Origin of the sequence: Paractinoplanes hotanensis, assembly GCF_023717965.1 — a bacterium.
Classification (GTDB): Bacteria; Actinomycetota; Actinomycetes; order Mycobacteriales; family Micromonosporaceae; genus Actinoplanes; species Actinoplanes polyasparticus.
On the sequence record NZ_JAMQOL010000031.1, the window covers coordinates 55,264 to 69,422 of the forward strand.

The following is a 14,159-nucleotide window of genomic DNA, read 5'->3' on the forward strand; positions in this document are numbered from 1 at the left end:
ATCATGGTCAACAGCATCCTCGCGGGCGTCCGCGACTTCCTGCTCATCATCCTGATGCTGGTGCTGATCGCGGGCAGCATCATGCTCAAGGGCTACTTCGACGAGGTGAGCGCGCGATGGGAGCGGGCCACGACCGTCGACCAGGCGTGCGTGCTCGACCCGGAAGCGCCGGGCTGCTGAGATTCGGCCACCGCCCGGCCGCCGCCCGGCCGAATTCCGCCAGCGCCTGGCGCAATTCGCGGCCCGTCCCACGTTGCCCATGGGCAACACCGGGGCGGGCCGCTTCGTGTCCGCCCCACGCGCGCGCGGGCGCGAGGTCGTGTCTCCCATGGGAGACAGAGGCCTAGCCTGTAGCGCGCTACTCGCCCTCGGGGTCCTCGTCGAGCGGCGGCCGGTGCTGCGCCACCCAGGCGTCGACGTCCTCGCGCAGCCAGACCTGCACGCCGCCGGGCAGCGTGTCGAAGGGCTGCGGGAAGTCCTGGCGGCGGTCGTTGACCAGCTGCAGCGCGCGCTGCCGGGTGACGCCGAGCAGGTCGGCGATCTCGCCTGACGTGTAGAGCTTCCGGGCCACGTTGATCACGGTACGTACGGGCGGACTTTACCTTGGGTGTAACCAGGTTCTTTACAGAGGGAAACTCCGGTCGTAACGTGGGCCTCTGGCGTGGCGGGTCTTGGCCCCCAGACCGAGGCCCGTCACTGCCCAGGTGAGTGGAGTGCACTCACCTGCCTTCTGGGGAGGCGGACCCATGACACCGGAGCGGCGGCACAAGGACGCGATCAGCGCGGCGCGCGAGTGGCGCGACGAGCAGCGATCGATCCCGAGGAAGGGCGACCGCATCCTGGTCCGCTGGCCCGGCGGCCCGTACGACTTCGACATGGAGTTCGTCCGTCTGCGCGAGGACCTCGGAGCGCACGCGCCGGGCTGGCTGTGGCTGGTCGGCATCGTCGGCTGGTCAGAACTCGACCACGGCCGTCTCCGCTGGCCGGACGTGCGGACGCTGTACGCCCGGCCGATCGGCGACAGCACGTTCGAGATGGTGCCGCGCCGGCCGCCGCTGCCGCGCTAGGCGTCCAGCTTCCCCTCGATCACCTTGAGCACGTCGCGGATCTCCGCGGTACGTCGCTCGGTGATCGCGGCCAGGCCGCCCAGGCTGTACACCCGGGCGGTGGGGTCGGCGTCGCCGGTGACCACCTTCCGGATCTCCGCGGCGATCCACTTCTTGTCCTCGGCGGTCAGTGCCATCGGTACCCCTTCCAGGTGCCAGGATCGGGTGTCCTGCTCGCGCGCCGGCAGGGCCGACGCCGAGAAGTGAGCGTGCTGGGTGTGCGGGTTGCTGCCGGTGTACGCCTTCGGCTTCCAGCCGCGCGACGACGACCAGATCACCCGGTCGTGGATCACGTACGTGAGCCGTTCCTCGAGGCCGTTCGCGCAGCGCTGCACGATCAAGGCCACCACGTCGCGCATGGTGAAGCCCTCGCCGAGGCCTGCGTCGACGTCGATGGCGTGGACCAGGCCGCGGCCGTCCGGCTGGTGGTCCGAGGTCGAGTCGTGCAGACCGTCGGCGATCCAGCCGTCGGAAGAATTCTTCCGGTCCGGGAATACCTCGTCGAAGTCGGCCCGGAGCGCGACCAGGCAGGGCACGAGGCGCGGCATCAGCGGCCGTCCCTCAACTGACCGGATCCGGTCAGTTGGGCGAGCAGGTCGCGGTTGCCCTGCTGCACGGCGGCCGCGATCCGCGCGTCCAGCTCGCCGTTGACCCGCCGGGCCACCGTGTCCAGGGTCGCCGTCTGCGCGGTGGTCTCCTGCTGGATCTGCTCGACGCGGCCGGACACGCCGCCGGCCACTGCCGCGCCGCCGCCGATGCCGCCGAGGATGCCGAGCACGCCGAGGATCGCCCCGGCGTCCCAGTGCGCCAGGGTCGCCAGCAGCACGGCGATACCGCCGAGCACGGCGATCAGCCCGACCGCGGGCCAGGTGAGTCGCTGCATGACGTCCTCCTACAGGGTGTCGAAGTAGACGGTGACGATGACGGCCCCGGCCGCGCCTGCGCCGCCGTTGACCGCCGACGAGGAAGCGCCGATGTGGCCGCCGGACCCGCCGCCGCCGTACTGCCGCCCGGCCACTCCGGCGCTGTTCGTCCGGCCGGCCTGGCTGCCGCCCATGTGGCTCGCCCCGCCGTCCCCGCCACGGCCCTGCGCCGTGCCTGAGGCGACGGCGAACCCGGTGCCGCCCGTGCCGCCGGCCATGGCCACATCCCCGCCCGAGCCGCCCGAACCGCCGAGCCGGTCGCCCGCCGCCGGGCTGAAGTTGTTCGTGCCACCGGCCGCCCGCGACGACCCGCCGCCGCCGCCGTTCGCGACCATGTGCGCACCGAACGACGTGGTGCCGCCGTCCCCGCCGTCGCCCGTCCCCGCCGTGCCGCCCGCGCCGATCGTCACCGAGACAGACGAGGCGAAGTCCGAGGCGTCGAACCATCCCTCGCGGTACTCGCCCGCGCCGCCGCCGTCGCCGAATGCCCACTGGCTGGCGCCGGTGGCCGTGCCGCCGCCGCCTGCGCCGCCGCCGCCGATGCAGATCAGGTGTACGCGGTGCGCGCCCGACGGCTTGTTCCAGGTCGTCGAGGCCGTGATGACCGTGCGGGTGGGCCCGTTGATGTAGGCGTTCACCTTGTCTTCCACGGTGTCCAGCGCGGTGTCTACCGCCTCGGCCAGGTCCTGGCCCAGCGATGCGCCGTCGGGCGGGTCGCCCGCCTCCTGGTAGGGCAGGCTGTAGTTGGTGGTCACGTCGGCCATGGCCGTGCTCCTTACGTCGGGACCGTGAACCGGCCGAGGACGGCCCACGAGGAGCCGAAGGTCAGGATGCCGACAGAATCGCCGGGGACGATGTCCGCGCTGTCGGCCAGGTTGAGCACCGGCAGGTTGGTGAGCACCGTGCTGCCCACCTGCACGGTGTTGGCGAACGTCACGCCGTCCCAGGCGATCACCACGCCCTTGCGGTAGCCGAGCACGGGCGCACTGGACGGCACCACCAGCGGCACCAGGTCATCGCTGCGCATCAGAGTTCCCCGACCTCGCCGAACGGCTGCTCCCGGGTGATGGCGGTCATGGCCTGCGCGGGCGACAGCGGGATCGTCAGCTCATCGATCACGTGCACGCGCTCCTCACCGCCGAGCACGATCGTCACGGCGTCCCCCACGGTCAGGGCCGGGTTGACGATGGACTGGAAGTCCACCGCGAACGGCACGCCGAGGCTCTGCCGCAGGATCGACGTGGCGGCCGATACCGCCTGGGCGTCGGTGAGCAGGAACGGCGAGGAGTAGTAACGCGGCACCCGGCCGAACGAGCCCTCCCAGTACGTCGGGGAGGCGGGGTCGTCATCGACCACCACGCCCCTGGCGGGGGCGGTGTCGTCGAGCGTCTCGCCGGTGGCCACCACGGCGTTGTAGACGCCCTCGCGCGACAGGTCCCGGCTCAGCTGGACGAGGACACCATCGGCGCCCTCGTTGCACGTCCACACCGGCTCGACCACCGTGGGGGCGTCTTTGATGACCAGCACGCCCCGGTAGTCCCAGTACCAGACCTTGCCGAGCGAGGTGATCAGTTCGTTCAGGAAGGCGTACCGGTCTTCCTCGGCCAGGACGGCCCGGCCGATCTGCTCATCGTCGGTATCGTCGTCCCATTCGATGTCGGCCCATCCCCAGACCGGCCACACCATGCTCTCCAGGACCGTGCCGTATTCCTGGGTGGCACCGAACTGGGTCGGTGAGGACAGCCGGCCGTCCACGATGCCCTGCATGCGGTCGGCGCCGGTGATGCGGATCGGGCCGAACGGTGCCTCGTCCTGCTCGACGGACTGGATGCGGTAGTAGCCGAGCGACACCCACTCGATGGCCCCGCCGCCATAGTCCAGGCCGCGGCGTACGAAGATCTCGTTGCCGTACGGGGTGAGCGCGTCGGTGGCCGACTGGGGGAAGCCGTCTGCGCCGGAGGTCTCGAGCGTCAGGGTGCCGCGCACCTGCGCCTTGGCGTCGAAGCGGACGTCGCCCGACAGAATCTCGATCTCCGTGCCCGTGGGCGACGTTCCGGTCTGGCCGGGAGCCACCACGAACGCCTGACTCACCGCGCGGTGAGACCCCCGCAGGGCGGCCAGGAAACGATCGGAGACCGGCCTCACGGGACCACCACCACACTCGGGCTGGCCACGTACTCGGCCACGTCGGCCCAGGTGCCGAACTCCGTCAGCACGTCCGCCCAGCTGCCGAACTCCAGCAGCAGCGACTCCCACGTGACGGTGGAGCCCACCACGCCAGCGCCGGGCGCGGCCACGACAGTGCACGGCAGGTCGAACCATCGGCGAGCGCTGACGTGGCCGAACCGGCGACGCACGGCGTCGCCCACCACCACGTAGCCGCCGGGGATGTCGCGGGAGTCTGCCGGGGCCTGGATGTAGAGCGGGTCGCCCGAGGCCAGCACCAGCTCGATGGCGTCCGCGTCGGAGATGCTGTCGGCCTTGACGGTCATCTGGAACTGCCGGGCCAGCCGCACATCGGTGACGGCTACCGGGTTGGACCGGCCTATCACCGCGAAGATCCCGTTACGCGCGGGCAGGGTGATATCGCCGTGGCCGACCACGGAGACGGCCCGGTTCAGGAATGGCCGCGTGATCGACTTCAGCCACACCGCCGTCTGCGCCGGGGTGAAGGTGAAATCCCAGAGGTCGGTGCCGTCGTCGATGCGGTAGACGTGCTCGACGCCCGGGGTGAACTCGTAGTCGTCCGCGCGGGCGTCACCGCTGACCACGGTGACCGCCTCGCCGCCGCGCAAGGTGGTCCAGGTCAGCCCGTCGTTGAGGCTCTTCTGGAAGTGCGCCGGCCCGGCCGACAGCCCGGCGCCGACCACACGCACGCGCGAGAGCACGGTATCGAGGGTGACAGCGATGCTCATACGTGCGCTCCCCGCTGCGTGGCCCGGCGCTTCAGGTCCCGGTTGGCGATCTTGATGACCTGCTGGACGGCCCCGCCAAGGTCCACCTGGACGTACAGGTCACCGCTGAAGCCGCCACCCAGCTCGCGGTTCGGCGTGACGTGGCCGTTGCCGCCCATCGTCACCACCTCCGGGCCGCGCTCACCGACGAGGTAGGAGCGGCCGGCCGACACCGGGCCGCCTGAGGCCCGCTTGCCGATCACTCCCGCGATCTGCCGGTTGATGCCGGCCACCACCTGGCCGACGTTGGACCCGACGGAGATATAGACCCGCTCGTCCTTGATCGCGCGCAGCGTGCGGGCCACGCTGGCGGCCACCGAGCCGACGTTCGAGTAGGCCTCCACGCGGACGCGGCGGTCCTTGACGGCGGCGAGCTCGCGGTTCGCGTCGGCCCGGAACTTCGAGAACTTGTCTCGGGCGGCGGCCAGCTTGGGCCCGACGCCGGGCACCCAGGAGAACGCGGCAGCGGCACCATCGAGGATCTTGCCGAACTGGTTGATCACGTACACGCGGAACTCCAGGAAGCCCTCCTTGGTCCGCGTGAGGAAGTTCCGGACGTTGGAGTACCACGACGCCAGCTTCCCGATCGCAACGCCCAGCCCGATGACCACGTTGGTGATCAAGTCGATGAGGTCGGAGAAGAACTGGTTGGTGTCGTCTCCGTTCGCGCTGATCTTCTCGAAGAACAGCGAGATGGCGCGGCCGATGCCGGGGAGTTTGTCGGCCAGGATGCGGAACAGCGGGACGGACGCCTTCACCGCGGACTCGATGCCCGGCATGGCGTTCTTCAGGAACTCGGCGAAGGCGGGGGCGAGGTCATCGACCACCGGGCCGAGCTCGCGGCCGAGGCGGTTGATGGCCGGCCGGATGGCGTCCAGCGCGTCCTCGAAGGTCTTGGCCGCCCGGACCAGCGGCCCCTCGAAGGGCTTGGAGAACTCGGACAGGATGCGGTTCGCCTTGGCCTTCAGCGGCTCGAAGGCCGCCGTCACCGCGGGCGAACTCATCGCCTTCTTGATACCGATGGCCAGCCCGGCGCCGCCCACACCGAGGATGACCGCCGAGGAGATCGCGGCCCCGAGGGCGGGAGCCATCGCGACGGCCAGCCCCGCCACCAGAACGCCGGCCACCATCTTGCCCATGGGTGGGATAGCCGAGATGGCCGACGAGAGACCCTCGCCGATGCTGGAGGTGAGGCGAGACAGCTTGTTCCTCAGGCCCTTGCCGAGCCCGTCAACCGCCTTCTCTGCACCCGCGGCGGCCTTGCCGACGTTGTTCTCGCCGTCGAAGCGGATCTTCACCGTACGGGTGCCGGCCATCAGGACCCTCCGAACTTACGGACCACTTCGTCGGCAGCCTCCAGCCAGCGGCGGGAGATCTCGACCTGGTTGTCCTTGATGGTCTTGAAGAACCAGTACGACTCCGTGCCGATGTGCGGCTTGCCGAACTGGTCGTAGTAGTTCGCGCCGAACTCACTGCCGAACAGCAGCTTGTACGCGGGCTTCTTGTTGCTGCCCAGCTTCTTGTTGCCGCCGGCGACCACCACGGGCAGCCGGTCCTTGGCCGCGCGCACGGTGGTCGCCACCAGCGCGGCCTGACGGCCCTCGTTGATGCCGGCCTGCTTCGCCTCGGCCGCGATCTCCTTGGAGATCTCCAGGGCCGCGGCCTTCAGTTCAACGCTGGCGTCCTTCGGCAGCTGCTTCAGGGCGGCCAGCACTTCGCGGACGCCGGAGATGTGGACGCGGACGGTGAGCGCCGTTTTGGCTGCCATCACTCCTCCGTCCGGTCTCGCATGTCTTCCAGCAGGTCCCAGTGGGTGGCCTTGATCCGGTCATCCCAGGCGGCCACCACGTCATACGGCAGCGTGAGCGACATCGCCAGGGCGATGTCCCGCCGGGTCACGCTGCCGACTGGGTAGGGTCCACCTCGTCCTCGTCCAGCTCGTCCAGGTCGCAGGACTCCTCGAAGTCCTTCGCAGTGCCGTCGAACTGGCCGGTCCGGACCGCCGCGTTGTAGGCGATCTTGTAGAGGTCGGTGGCGTGCATGTCCGCCTGCAACTTGGCCAGCGACGCGCCCTTGTTGGTGCGCTCCCACTTCGCGATGTCGCGGGAGGTCGCCGCCAGCTCGTACGCGTCGCCCTCGTCCGGCATGATCTTCAGCTTGATCATCAGGCGGCCGACTGGCTGAAGACCGGCTGGTCGATGACTTCGAACGTGGCGTCGAACAGCTTCCAGTTGCCGGACTCCCCGCCGAACTCCACCGGCACCGGCACGATGCTGAACGTGGCCACGTCCTGGCCCGTGCCCGCCTTCGCCTGAATGACGATCTCGATCGGGTCACCGGCAGTGGCGGCGGCATCCAGCGCGACGGCCAGGCCGCCCGTGCCGCGGTCCTGGTGGCCGGCCAGCTCCAGCGTCCAGCTGGTGCTGTCGCGGTCCTTGTCCACGCCACCGAACGTGCGCATGGTCTGGGTGGGGGTGTCGGGGACCAGGCGGGCCTTGCTGACCTGGCTGGCGTAGGCCACCTCATCGATCTCAACGGTGGGGTTACGGAACACCATCGCGCGGGCGTAAGCCATCTCAGGCTTCCCTTCGTACGAGTAGGAACATGGCTTGCAGGTCGCCTGCTTCGGTCTGGACCAGGCCGGGCTCGATCCGGTCGACGAAGCCGAAATCGGCCAGGCCGTCAGCGATCGGCTCATGGTGGGAGTCGAACCACTCCGACGCCTTCACCTCGTCCGACGGCAGGATGACCGCGATCCGCCAAGTGGCCTCGAACGCCCCGGCCTCGGGGTTGTCCAGGGACTGAAGAAGCGGCCAGGCGTCGCCGGTGTTCATCGCGTTCGGCCGATACTTGTAGCCCTTCACGCCCTCGATCTCCGAGAGCGCGTCGGCCAGCTCGGCTCGGTCTCCGGTGAGGCTCATCCGACCTTCAGCCTTCTGTGCGGGCCTTCCAGCCGGCGAACCTCGGAGTCACGCGAGGGCGGCACAGTGTTGCCCTGCTCGGAGTCCCCGCGCAGCACCATCAGCGGCAGCTTGCGGCGGGCCAGGTTGACCGCCACGCGACGCATGAGCGCCTCGCGCAGGTCGTCCGGGTAGGTGGCCGGTACGCGGCAGACCCCCCGCTGAGCGGTCGTCTCAGCGTCCAGTGCGTCCTGGATCTCAGTGTCGGTCCAGCTGTTCTCGCCCAGGTAGCCGAGGTCGTCAGGGTCCTCGCGGGCAGGGTCGGCGCCGCGCAGGTCGGCCAGGCCAGGCAGGGCGTTGACCGCGGTCACGTTGGCCACGAAGTGAATCGCGCCCTCGGTGGAGGTGACCGAGGCCAGCCAGCGGCCGGCCGCGTCGACCACCAGGGACCACTCGTACTCGGAGTCCGTCTCCAGAGTGGCGACCGCCGTGGTGCCCTCGGGGTCGGTGACCAGGATGGAAGCCACCGCGTCCGAGGTCACGCCGATGTGCCAGACATCATCGATGCCCAGCTCCTGCACGGCCTCGGTGGTCGCTTCCATCCCGGTCACCTCCCTCAGTTCTTCGTGCTCTTGGCCGGCGGCACGGCCTTGCGGACTGCCGGTGCCGCCTTCAGGCGCTCGATCTCCTGGCGCAGCTGGGCGTTCTCCTGCTCCAGCTGCGTGATGCGTGCGAGCGCCTTACGGCCCTGCGCGACCTTGGCCATTACGCCTCGCTGTTCGGGTCGAACGTCACCTGACGCACGCCCGCGATGTCGGTGTTGGCGACCGCGTAGTCCGCGTACAGGCCGACCGTCACGAAGCTGAGCTGCGGGATGTTGCTCGTCTGGACGGTCGCGCCGAAGTCCCAGAACAGCCGCTCCGGAGCGCCCGCCCACGCCATCACGACGGACGGGTCGAACAGCCACGAGTTGGTGCTGGCGCTCGCCGGCGTGCCCAGCGCGTACGCCGGAACCCAGGTCGAGCCGCCGACGTTGATCGTGGAGTAGCGCGACGCCGTGGTGCCGTTGGCGTTGCTCGGCGCGATCATCGGGTACAGCGGGCGGCCCTGGTCGTCCTTCACCCGGGCGGCCACGCGGTAGAGCGCCTGGTGCACGGCGAAGGCCGTGAACCGGTTGCCGCCGCGAGCGAACAGCAGGTCCGCGTAGGCCTGCTCGAACGACTCCATGGTCGCCTGGTACTCGTCGTTGGACGGGGAGGCGTCCGTGGCCGTCAGCGCGATGTCCGTAGCCGCCGTCAGCGTGGCCAGGAAGGTGGCGATGGCCGCCTCACGGTCCTCGTAGAACTCCCGCAGCATCTGCTCCCACAGGATGCCCGACAGCGCCGGGTTGCCCTGCGTGCGCCACAGCTGGCGAGTGATCTCGACCTTGCCCCAGAGCTGGCCCGGGGTGATGGTCTGGAGCTCGTCGACGAACGAGCCGCCCGCGGGCTCCGTCTTCTCGGTGGCCACGGAGACCAGGCCCGAGGAGCTGGTGAACTTCGGGACGTAGAACGGCATGCCGCCGTCGGGCGGAGCACCGCGGCCCGCAAGGTCCCACAGCGGCGTCGCGTAGTCGCGCTGCGGCACCCACATGTCCGGGCGCAGCTGGGCGACCCGGGTGCCGGGCACGTCGGCGATCTCGACGTCGGCGAACGACTGCTTCACGAAGTCGTCCACGCGGCGCTGGGCGGCGCCCGGGTCGCGCTTCTCCACGAAGGCCGTGATCGTGGCCATGATGTCGCGGGAGAAGTCGTGCTCGGTCGCGCTGGAGAAGTGGTACTTCACCTGACCCTGCTGGTCGGTGCGCGAGAAGGCGTACGACACGGGCTCGGCGACCTGGGTCACCGCGGTCTGCCGGCCGGCGGTCGGGTCGACCACGGGCCGCGGGGCGGCCTCGGGCTTGTAGTTCGCCATGAGCTGGCTGAACATTTCCTTGAACAGGGCGGGAGTGAGCGCCTCATCGGCGGCCTGGACGGTCTCCGGCTTGACTTCGGCCGGAGTCTCCTCCGTGGTGACTTCCTCCGGCATGCCGGATCCCTTCTCGTTTGCCGCCACAGAGATGAGGCGGGCGTCGGTGAATGCCGGGCTGGCCGTGAAGGCCACGCCGGTCAGGTTGGCCATGGACACGAGCGTCGTGCCCGGGTTCTCGGGATCGGGCTGCGTGTCCGCGGTGTCGATGTCGACCTCCACGGAGAAGCCCGTCTTCTTGCCGGCCAGGGCGGCGGCCAGCGCCTTGTCACCGGCCGGACCGTCGAAGACCTTGAAGGTCATCACCAGGCCCTCAGGCGTGCTCTCGGCGGCCGAGGCGCGGCCCAGCTTCATCGAGCCGACGTGCTCATCGTTCAGCCGGATGTACTTCGCGTGGCCGTAGACCGTGGAGTCCGCCGTGAACCGCCACGAGTTGCCGTTGGCGTGCCGCCCGAGCCGGTTCCACGGGACCACCACGCCGCGCAGAGTGCGGCGCTCCTGGTCAACCGTGAACGTCTCGGCGGTCAGTCCGTCGAAGGACAGCAGCTCAGTCACTGAGGGCCTCCTGCTGGCCGAGGGTGGATGTGACCCGCCGCGGTTCGAGCGAAGCGGCGCTGGGGGCCGCGGCGGGAGGCAGTGGGACCTTGCCCTCGTCCTGGCGGTACTCCTCGACCGTCAACGCGCCCATGGCCACCTGCTTCTCGGCGACCTCGACGCGGGTACGCGGATCAGCGCGCAGGTAGTCGTCCAGCTTGAACTGGACGGTCAGGCCGGGCCGGGTCACGTCGGGCATGTTGAGCCGGTCCGTGATGGCGTCCATGTACGGCGCGAACACGGTGTTGATGCGGTCCTGGCGCCGGTCCACAGCGTTCTGATACGTGCGGCTGGTCGTCGAGATGCCGAGGTCTTCGGGGTCGACGCCGATCATGTTGGCGAGGTTCAGGTCGTTGCGCTTCTGCATCTCGATCAGCTGCAGCTCGCTGGGCGTCGGGTCCTGAATCGGGTTGTAGCTCAAGCTCGCCGGGACGTAACCGTCGATGCGCTGCGACCGGGCTTCCTGCCAGTCGGCCAGCATCTCCTCGATCTCCTCGTCCGACCCGGGGTCCACACCCTCAGCCGGCGAGAAGTAGCCGCGCATCTTCGGGTTCGCGGCCAGCAGGTCGGCCACGTCGTCCAGGGCGATGGACCTCGCGATCACCCGATAGCCGACGTCCAGCAGCCCGGGGTTCGGCGACTCGAATTTGATCACCTGGTCGAAGGGGACCTCTTCGCCCTCCATCCAGATGACGCCCTCGGCGGCGTTGCCCGACGGGAGGTAGCCGGCCTGATAGCTCGCCGGAGGATCGAACGAGACGGTGCTGTTGTCGTACCGCCTCACCTGGGACGGCCGGGTGTACTCGTCGAACCCGGTCACCCGCCACCAGCTCACGGCGTCGAAGAGCAGGTCTTCCAGCACCTGGCTCTTCACGACGACGTTGGGCACGTTCGGGTCGTGCTGGGTCAGCAGCGGGATGGGGATCTCGCGGTTGTTCAGATCCTTGGCGACCAGCGGCAGCGTGGCGATCGAGCAGATGAGGTTGCGGCCCTTGAGCACCGCGGGAATGGACAGCGCCTGCTTGCGGTCGACGCCGCCGAGCTTCTGCTCACGCCACGAGACCAGCTGCTGAATCTGCGTGAACTGGCGCTGCTGAACCGGGTCTGGGCGCGCGCCGAAGAAGAACCGGCGCAACGCCTCCCCAAACCCCATGGTCACATGGTAGGACACAAACGGGGACTACTCCCCACTTGCGCTCTCACTTCTTCGGCAGGAGCACCCGCATCCGGCCCGAGGAGACCGGCAACGTCTGCGCCAGGAACGCCGCGCCGCCGGCCGCGTACAGGGCATCGACGTCGCCGTCGCTCTTGCGCGAGAACACCCAGGCGTCACCCCGCGGGGCCTTCTCCGCGCCCAGGGCGTTGTCGTCCAGCAGCGGATCGCCGGAGTGGGCCAGCTGGTGAGCGGTGACCAGCGAGGCCAGCCCCATGCACACCTGCGTCGTCTCGCCCCGGATCTCCTCGGCCGTCACGCCACGCGGCGGCCACAGCGCCCCGGGCGTCTTGCGCTCGGCCAGCTGGGCGCCGGCGGCCGCGGCCGGGCCTGACGGCAGCCACCCGAACGCGCGCGGCTTCACCTTGGCCACCAGGGCAGGCAGCTCGCGGACCGCCCGGTCCACACAGCCGCGACCCTCCCAGGCCTGCACGCCCTCGACGCGGACGCGGCCACCGGGCAGCACGGTGGCGGCGTAGAGCGAGGCGTGCTGCAGCGCCGGCGACACGTCGAAGCACAGCGCCAGCCGGGAGCGGTCCGCGATGGGCGCCGGGTCCAGGCAGAGCGCCCAGTCGTCCGGGTCGATCGCCGGGTCGTCCAGGTCCACCCGGATGCACATCTTCTCCGTACGGAACCCGGCGGCGGCGGCACCGCCCATCGCCATCTTCCGCCGGGCCTCGTTGATGAGGTCTTCCAGTGGCCGGGCGTTGACGTCCCACCCGGTCCGGGGGTTCGCCTGCAGCAGGGCCTGCGGGTCGTCCAGCTCCGAGCCGGGCGGGGCGCTGTACTCGATCAGGCCCAGGCGGTAGTCGCCCTCGCCGGTCTCGATGTGGTCGCGCGCGCTGTCCTGCATCTCGTTGAGCACGACCGAGCGCCGGGAGCCGGCGTTGCTCAGCGCCCAGATCTGGCTGTCCCACAGCGAACAGGCCGGCTCCATCGCCTCCCACGCCTCGTAGGAGAAGTGCTGCCGGAGCTCGTCGGCCACTCCGCGGTTGACGGTCAGCGACCGGCCACCCTCTTCGTTGGCCGGCGCGATCAGATAGCGCGCCTCATGCACCGACCACGACTCGATCTCGCCGTTGGTCTGCCGGTACCACTTCTTGCCCGGCTCGTGCTCCTCGTCCAGCCAGCGAGTGCGCATCACGAGCTTGCGGGCTTTGTTCCAGCTCTCCTTGGCGTACTGAAGCTTCGTCGAGGTGCCCAGCGTGACCGGGTACTTCTTGTGGAACTGCCAGTACGTGCTCAGCAGCACCGGCAGCTCAGTCTTGCCGTTCTGCCGGGCCACCAGCAGCAGCACGATCCGAAACCGCGGCCTGCCATCCTCGAGCAACTCCATACCGTGGATGGCCGTGAAGCGCTGCCAGGGCAGCAACGGGCGTCCGATCCGTTCACACCAGCCCTCGAACTCGAAACCCTCCGTCGTGGCCTCCGTGAGAGCGCATCCACACCCGCACGGGCCCGGCTCCCCAGTGACCAGAGGCGGCGTGAACAGCCGCGGGGTCACTGCACCACGGGTGAGCACTTCAGGCTCGGCTACGAGCGTCACAGCGGCCTCCAGAGGCGTCGGGGAGAGAGAACGGACAGAGGGGCGTGGATGTCTGGACCCCCTGGGTGGGGATAAACGGCCTGGTCACAGCACTGCTCACCATTGCGTCACTGCCTTGACCTGAGGCGGGGCAGTGCGCCCGGGGTCCCCCACGTGCAGGTTGCACGCCTTGCACGCGGCGACCAGGTGGGCGGGGTCATCGGCAGCACAGCCTCGGCAGCGGCCACGCCCGTGCACGTGGTGTACCTGGGTTGCGGTGCCGGTGCAGTACGCCATGCCGCCCATCACCGGCCAGGTGCCTGGGCAGGCGAGCCGGCAGGTGTAGCCATCGCGGGCGAGGACGTCCGCCCGCACCCTCCGCCACCGTCTGGTGCTGCCCCCCGCCCATGCCTCACTCATCGCCGCAGTGCACCGATCACGCCGAGCACGACGACCAGCGCGAGCAGCACCCCGGCCAGGTTGTTGCCGATCTCCAGTGTGATCATGACGTCCCCCTGTTCTCGTTGATCCACGCGAGCTTGGCTGCGTGCCTCTGCCGCAGGCCCCAGTCGCGCTGCCGCTTGCGCACGGCCCGCTCTGCCCGCTTGGCCGTCTTCTTGGCGATCGCCTGCCGGGCCATGTCGGCAAGGCGCTCCCGCCACTCCTGCTCCTCGGTCTCGGTCATCGCTTGCTCCGTGGGCAGTTAGGGCAGGTGCAGTCGAGGCTGCCGGTCGCGGCGTAGTGCTCCTCGTCGGCCAGGAACTCCGCAACGTCAGAGAGGCTGGGCAGCTCGGCGATGTAGGCCGCTCGGCTGATCTCGCGCCGAGCCTTGGCCCATACGTCGGTGTTGGTGTCGTCGGTCATTTCCGCTCCTCTGCGTCCGCTGCGTCCCACTGCGTCCGGGACGCAGGAATCACCTGCGTCCTGCGTCCCACCC

Annotated in this window: 22 protein-coding genes; 2 read left to right on the plus strand and 20 right to left on the minus strand. The window is 69.7% G+C overall.

The window, feature by feature from the left end:
• The first annotated feature begins 3 nt into the window (after positions 1 to 3).
• The gene (locus LXN57_RS22720) at positions 4 to 180 is read left to right on the plus strand and encodes a hypothetical protein (RefSeq protein WP_251800188.1); all 177 of its coding nucleotides are present in this window, start codon (positions 4 to 6) and stop codon (positions 178 to 180) included.
• Positions 181 to 358: 178 nt separating this feature from the next.
• Here the strand turns inward: LXN57_RS22720 and LXN57_RS22725 are convergent, their stop codons facing one another.
• A complete protein-coding gene (locus tag LXN57_RS22725; protein ID WP_251800189.1) occupies positions 359 to 571 on the minus strand; it encodes a helix-turn-helix transcriptional regulator in 213 nt (70 codons plus the stop codon).
• Positions 572 to 746: 175 nt separating this feature from the next.
• On the opposite strand from LXN57_RS22725, the gene LXN57_RS22730 reads away from it, so the two are divergent.
• Complete coding sequence (locus tag LXN57_RS22730) at positions 747 to 1,067, plus strand: hypothetical protein (RefSeq protein ID WP_251800190.1); 321 nt, start codon at positions 747 to 749, stop codon at positions 1,065 to 1,067.
• Here LXN57_RS22730 and LXN57_RS22735 read toward each other — a convergent pair.
• The 19 genes from LXN57_RS22735 to LXN57_RS22820 form a co-directional block, all read right to left on the minus strand.
• Complete coding sequence (locus tag LXN57_RS22735) at positions 1,064 to 1,654, minus strand: hypothetical protein (protein ID WP_251800191.1); 591 nt, start codon at positions 1,652 to 1,654, stop codon at positions 1,064 to 1,066. The two genes, LXN57_RS22730 and LXN57_RS22735, sit on opposite strands and share 4 nt — an antisense overlap.
• Complete coding sequence (locus LXN57_RS22740) at positions 1,654 to 1,989, minus strand: hypothetical protein (RefSeq protein WP_251800192.1); 336 nt, start codon at positions 1,987 to 1,989, stop codon at positions 1,654 to 1,656. Before LXN57_RS22740 ends, LXN57_RS22735 begins: the two co-directional genes overlap by 1 nt.
• A gap of 9 nt (positions 1,990 to 1,998) precedes the next feature.
• Complete coding sequence (locus LXN57_RS22745) at positions 1,999 to 2,793, minus strand: glycine-rich domain-containing protein (RefSeq protein ID WP_251800193.1); 795 nt, start codon at positions 2,791 to 2,793, stop codon at positions 1,999 to 2,001.
• 11 nt (positions 2,794 to 2,804) lie between these two features.
• Entirely contained in the window at positions 2,805 to 3,056 is a 252-nt protein-coding gene (locus tag LXN57_RS22750) for a hypothetical protein (protein WP_251800194.1), read from the minus strand.
• Positions 3,056 to 4,174 carry a DUF5047 domain-containing protein gene (locus LXN57_RS22755; RefSeq protein WP_251800195.1) on the minus strand — a complete coding sequence of 373 codons (1,119 nt, stop codon included), beginning with the start codon at positions 4,172 to 4,174 and terminating at the stop codon, positions 3,056 to 3,058. The genes LXN57_RS22750 and LXN57_RS22755 overlap by 1 nt, the downstream gene beginning before the upstream one ends.
• The gene (locus LXN57_RS22760) at positions 4,171 to 4,944 is read right to left on the minus strand and encodes a hypothetical protein (protein WP_251800196.1); all 774 of its coding nucleotides are present in this window, start codon (positions 4,942 to 4,944) and stop codon (positions 4,171 to 4,173) included. The genes LXN57_RS22755 and LXN57_RS22760 overlap by 4 nt, the downstream gene beginning before the upstream one ends.
• Positions 4,941 to 6,299: a hypothetical protein gene (locus tag LXN57_RS22765; RefSeq protein ID WP_251800197.1), complete on the minus strand. Its 1,359-nt coding sequence runs from the start codon at positions 6,297 to 6,299 to the stop codon at positions 4,941 to 4,943. The genes LXN57_RS22760 and LXN57_RS22765 overlap by 4 nt, the downstream gene beginning before the upstream one ends.
• The gene (locus LXN57_RS22770; RefSeq protein ID WP_251800198.1) at positions 6,299 to 6,751 is read right to left on the minus strand and encodes a hypothetical protein; all 453 of its coding nucleotides are present in this window, start codon (positions 6,749 to 6,751) and stop codon (positions 6,299 to 6,301) included. Before LXN57_RS22770 ends, LXN57_RS22765 begins: the two co-directional genes overlap by 1 nt.
• Positions 6,751 to 6,882: a hypothetical protein gene (locus LXN57_RS47950; RefSeq protein WP_285904660.1), complete on the minus strand. Its 132-nt coding sequence runs from the start codon at positions 6,880 to 6,882 to the stop codon at positions 6,751 to 6,753. Before LXN57_RS47950 ends, LXN57_RS22770 begins: the two co-directional genes overlap by 1 nt.
• Positions 6,879 to 7,148 (minus strand): hypothetical protein, encoded by a 270-nt coding sequence (locus LXN57_RS22775; protein ID WP_251800199.1) that lies wholly within the window; start codon positions 7,146 to 7,148, stop codon positions 6,879 to 6,881. Before LXN57_RS22775 ends, LXN57_RS47950 begins: the two co-directional genes overlap by 4 nt.
• A complete protein-coding gene (locus LXN57_RS22780; RefSeq protein WP_251800200.1) occupies positions 7,148 to 7,558 on the minus strand; it encodes a hypothetical protein in 411 nt (136 codons plus the stop codon). Before LXN57_RS22780 ends, LXN57_RS22775 begins: the two co-directional genes overlap by 1 nt.
• Before the next feature lies 1 nt (position 7,559).
• Positions 7,560 to 7,904 (minus strand): hypothetical protein, encoded by a 345-nt coding sequence (locus LXN57_RS22785; protein ID WP_251800201.1) that lies wholly within the window; start codon positions 7,902 to 7,904, stop codon positions 7,560 to 7,562.
• Entirely contained in the window at positions 7,901 to 8,485 is a 585-nt protein-coding gene (locus tag LXN57_RS22790) for a hypothetical protein (protein WP_251800202.1), read from the minus strand. The genes LXN57_RS22785 and LXN57_RS22790 overlap by 4 nt, the downstream gene beginning before the upstream one ends.
• A gap of 14 nt (positions 8,486 to 8,499) precedes the next feature.
• Positions 8,500 to 8,649 carry a hypothetical protein gene (locus LXN57_RS22795; RefSeq protein ID WP_251800203.1) on the minus strand — a complete coding sequence of 50 codons (150 nt, stop codon included), beginning with the start codon at positions 8,647 to 8,649 and terminating at the stop codon, positions 8,500 to 8,502.
• A complete protein-coding gene (locus tag LXN57_RS22800) occupies positions 8,649 to 10,445 on the minus strand; it encodes a phage major capsid protein (protein WP_251800204.1) in 1,797 nt (598 codons plus the stop codon). Before LXN57_RS22800 ends, LXN57_RS22795 begins: the two co-directional genes overlap by 1 nt.
• Positions 10,438 to 11,637 carry a phage portal protein gene (locus tag LXN57_RS22805; protein ID WP_251800205.1) on the minus strand — a complete coding sequence of 400 codons (1,200 nt, stop codon included), beginning with the start codon at positions 11,635 to 11,637 and terminating at the stop codon, positions 10,438 to 10,440. The genes LXN57_RS22800 and LXN57_RS22805 overlap by 8 nt, the downstream gene beginning before the upstream one ends.
• 46 nt (positions 11,638 to 11,683) lie before the next feature.
• Positions 11,684 to 12,994, minus strand: a complete 1,311-nt coding sequence (locus tag LXN57_RS22810) for a terminase large subunit domain-containing protein (protein WP_251800206.1) — start codon at positions 12,992 to 12,994, stop codon at positions 11,684 to 11,686.
• Positions 12,995 to 13,724: 730 nt separating this feature from the next.
• Positions 13,725 to 13,907, minus strand: a complete 183-nt coding sequence (locus LXN57_RS22815; protein ID WP_251800207.1) for a hypothetical protein — start codon at positions 13,905 to 13,907, stop codon at positions 13,725 to 13,727.
• On the minus strand, positions 13,904 to 14,086 hold the full coding sequence (locus tag LXN57_RS22820; protein WP_251800208.1) for a hypothetical protein: 183 nt from the start codon (positions 14,084 to 14,086) through the stop codon (positions 13,904 to 13,906). Before LXN57_RS22820 ends, LXN57_RS22815 begins: the two co-directional genes overlap by 4 nt.
• Positions 14,087 to 14,159: the final 73 nt, after the last annotated feature.

Coding starts and splice junctions, on each gene's coding strand:
- LXN57_RS22720 (WP_251800188.1), top strand. CDS start 4: ATGGTCAACAGCATCCTCGCGGGCGTCCGCGACTTCCTGCTCATCATC.
- LXN57_RS22730 (WP_251800190.1), top strand. CDS start 747: ATGACACCGGAGCGGCGGCACAAGGACGCGATCAGCGCGGCGCGCGAG.
- LXN57_RS22735 (WP_251800191.1), bottom strand. CDS start 1,654: ATGCCGCGCCTCGTGCCCTGCCTGGTCGCGCTCCGGGCCGACTTCGAC.
- LXN57_RS22740 (WP_251800192.1), bottom strand. CDS start 1,989: ATGCAGCGACTCACCTGGCCCGCGGTCGGGCTGATCGCCGTGCTCGGC.
- LXN57_RS22745 (WP_251800193.1), bottom strand. CDS start 2,793: ATGGCCGACGTGACCACCAACTACAGCCTGCCCTACCAGGAGGCGGGC.
- LXN57_RS22750 (WP_251800194.1), bottom strand. CDS start 3,056: ATGCGCAGCGATGACCTGGTGCCGCTGGTGGTGCCGTCCAGTGCGCCC.
- LXN57_RS22760 (WP_251800196.1), bottom strand. CDS start 4,944: ATGAGCATCGCTGTCACCCTCGATACCGTGCTCTCGCGCGTGCGTGTG.
- LXN57_RS22765 (WP_251800197.1), bottom strand. CDS start 6,299: ATGGCCGGCACCCGTACGGTGAAGATCCGCTTCGACGGCGAGAACAAC.
- LXN57_RS22770 (WP_251800198.1), bottom strand. CDS start 6,751: ATGGCAGCCAAAACGGCGCTCACCGTCCGCGTCCACATCTCCGGCGTC.
- LXN57_RS22775 (WP_251800199.1), bottom strand. CDS start 7,148: ATGATCAAGCTGAAGATCATGCCGGACGAGGGCGACGCGTACGAGCTG.
- LXN57_RS22780 (WP_251800200.1), bottom strand. CDS start 7,558: ATGGCTTACGCCCGCGCGATGGTGTTCCGTAACCCCACCGTTGAGATC.
- LXN57_RS22785 (WP_251800201.1), bottom strand. CDS start 7,904: ATGAGCCTCACCGGAGACCGAGCCGAGCTGGCCGACGCGCTCTCGGAG.
- LXN57_RS22790 (WP_251800202.1), bottom strand. CDS start 8,485: ATGGAAGCGACCACCGAGGCCGTGCAGGAGCTGGGCATCGATGATGTC.
- LXN57_RS22795 (WP_251800203.1), bottom strand. CDS start 8,649: ATGGCCAAGGTCGCGCAGGGCCGTAAGGCGCTCGCACGCATCACGCAG.
- LXN57_RS22805 (WP_251800205.1), bottom strand. CDS start 11,637: ATGGGGTTTGGGGAGGCGTTGCGCCGGTTCTTCTTCGGCGCGCGCCCA.
- LXN57_RS22815 (WP_251800207.1), bottom strand. CDS start 13,907: ATGACCGAGACCGAGGAGCAGGAGTGGCGGGAGCGCCTTGCCGACATG.
- LXN57_RS22820 (WP_251800208.1), bottom strand. CDS start 14,086: ATGACCGACGACACCAACACCGACGTATGGGCCAAGGCTCGGCGCGAG.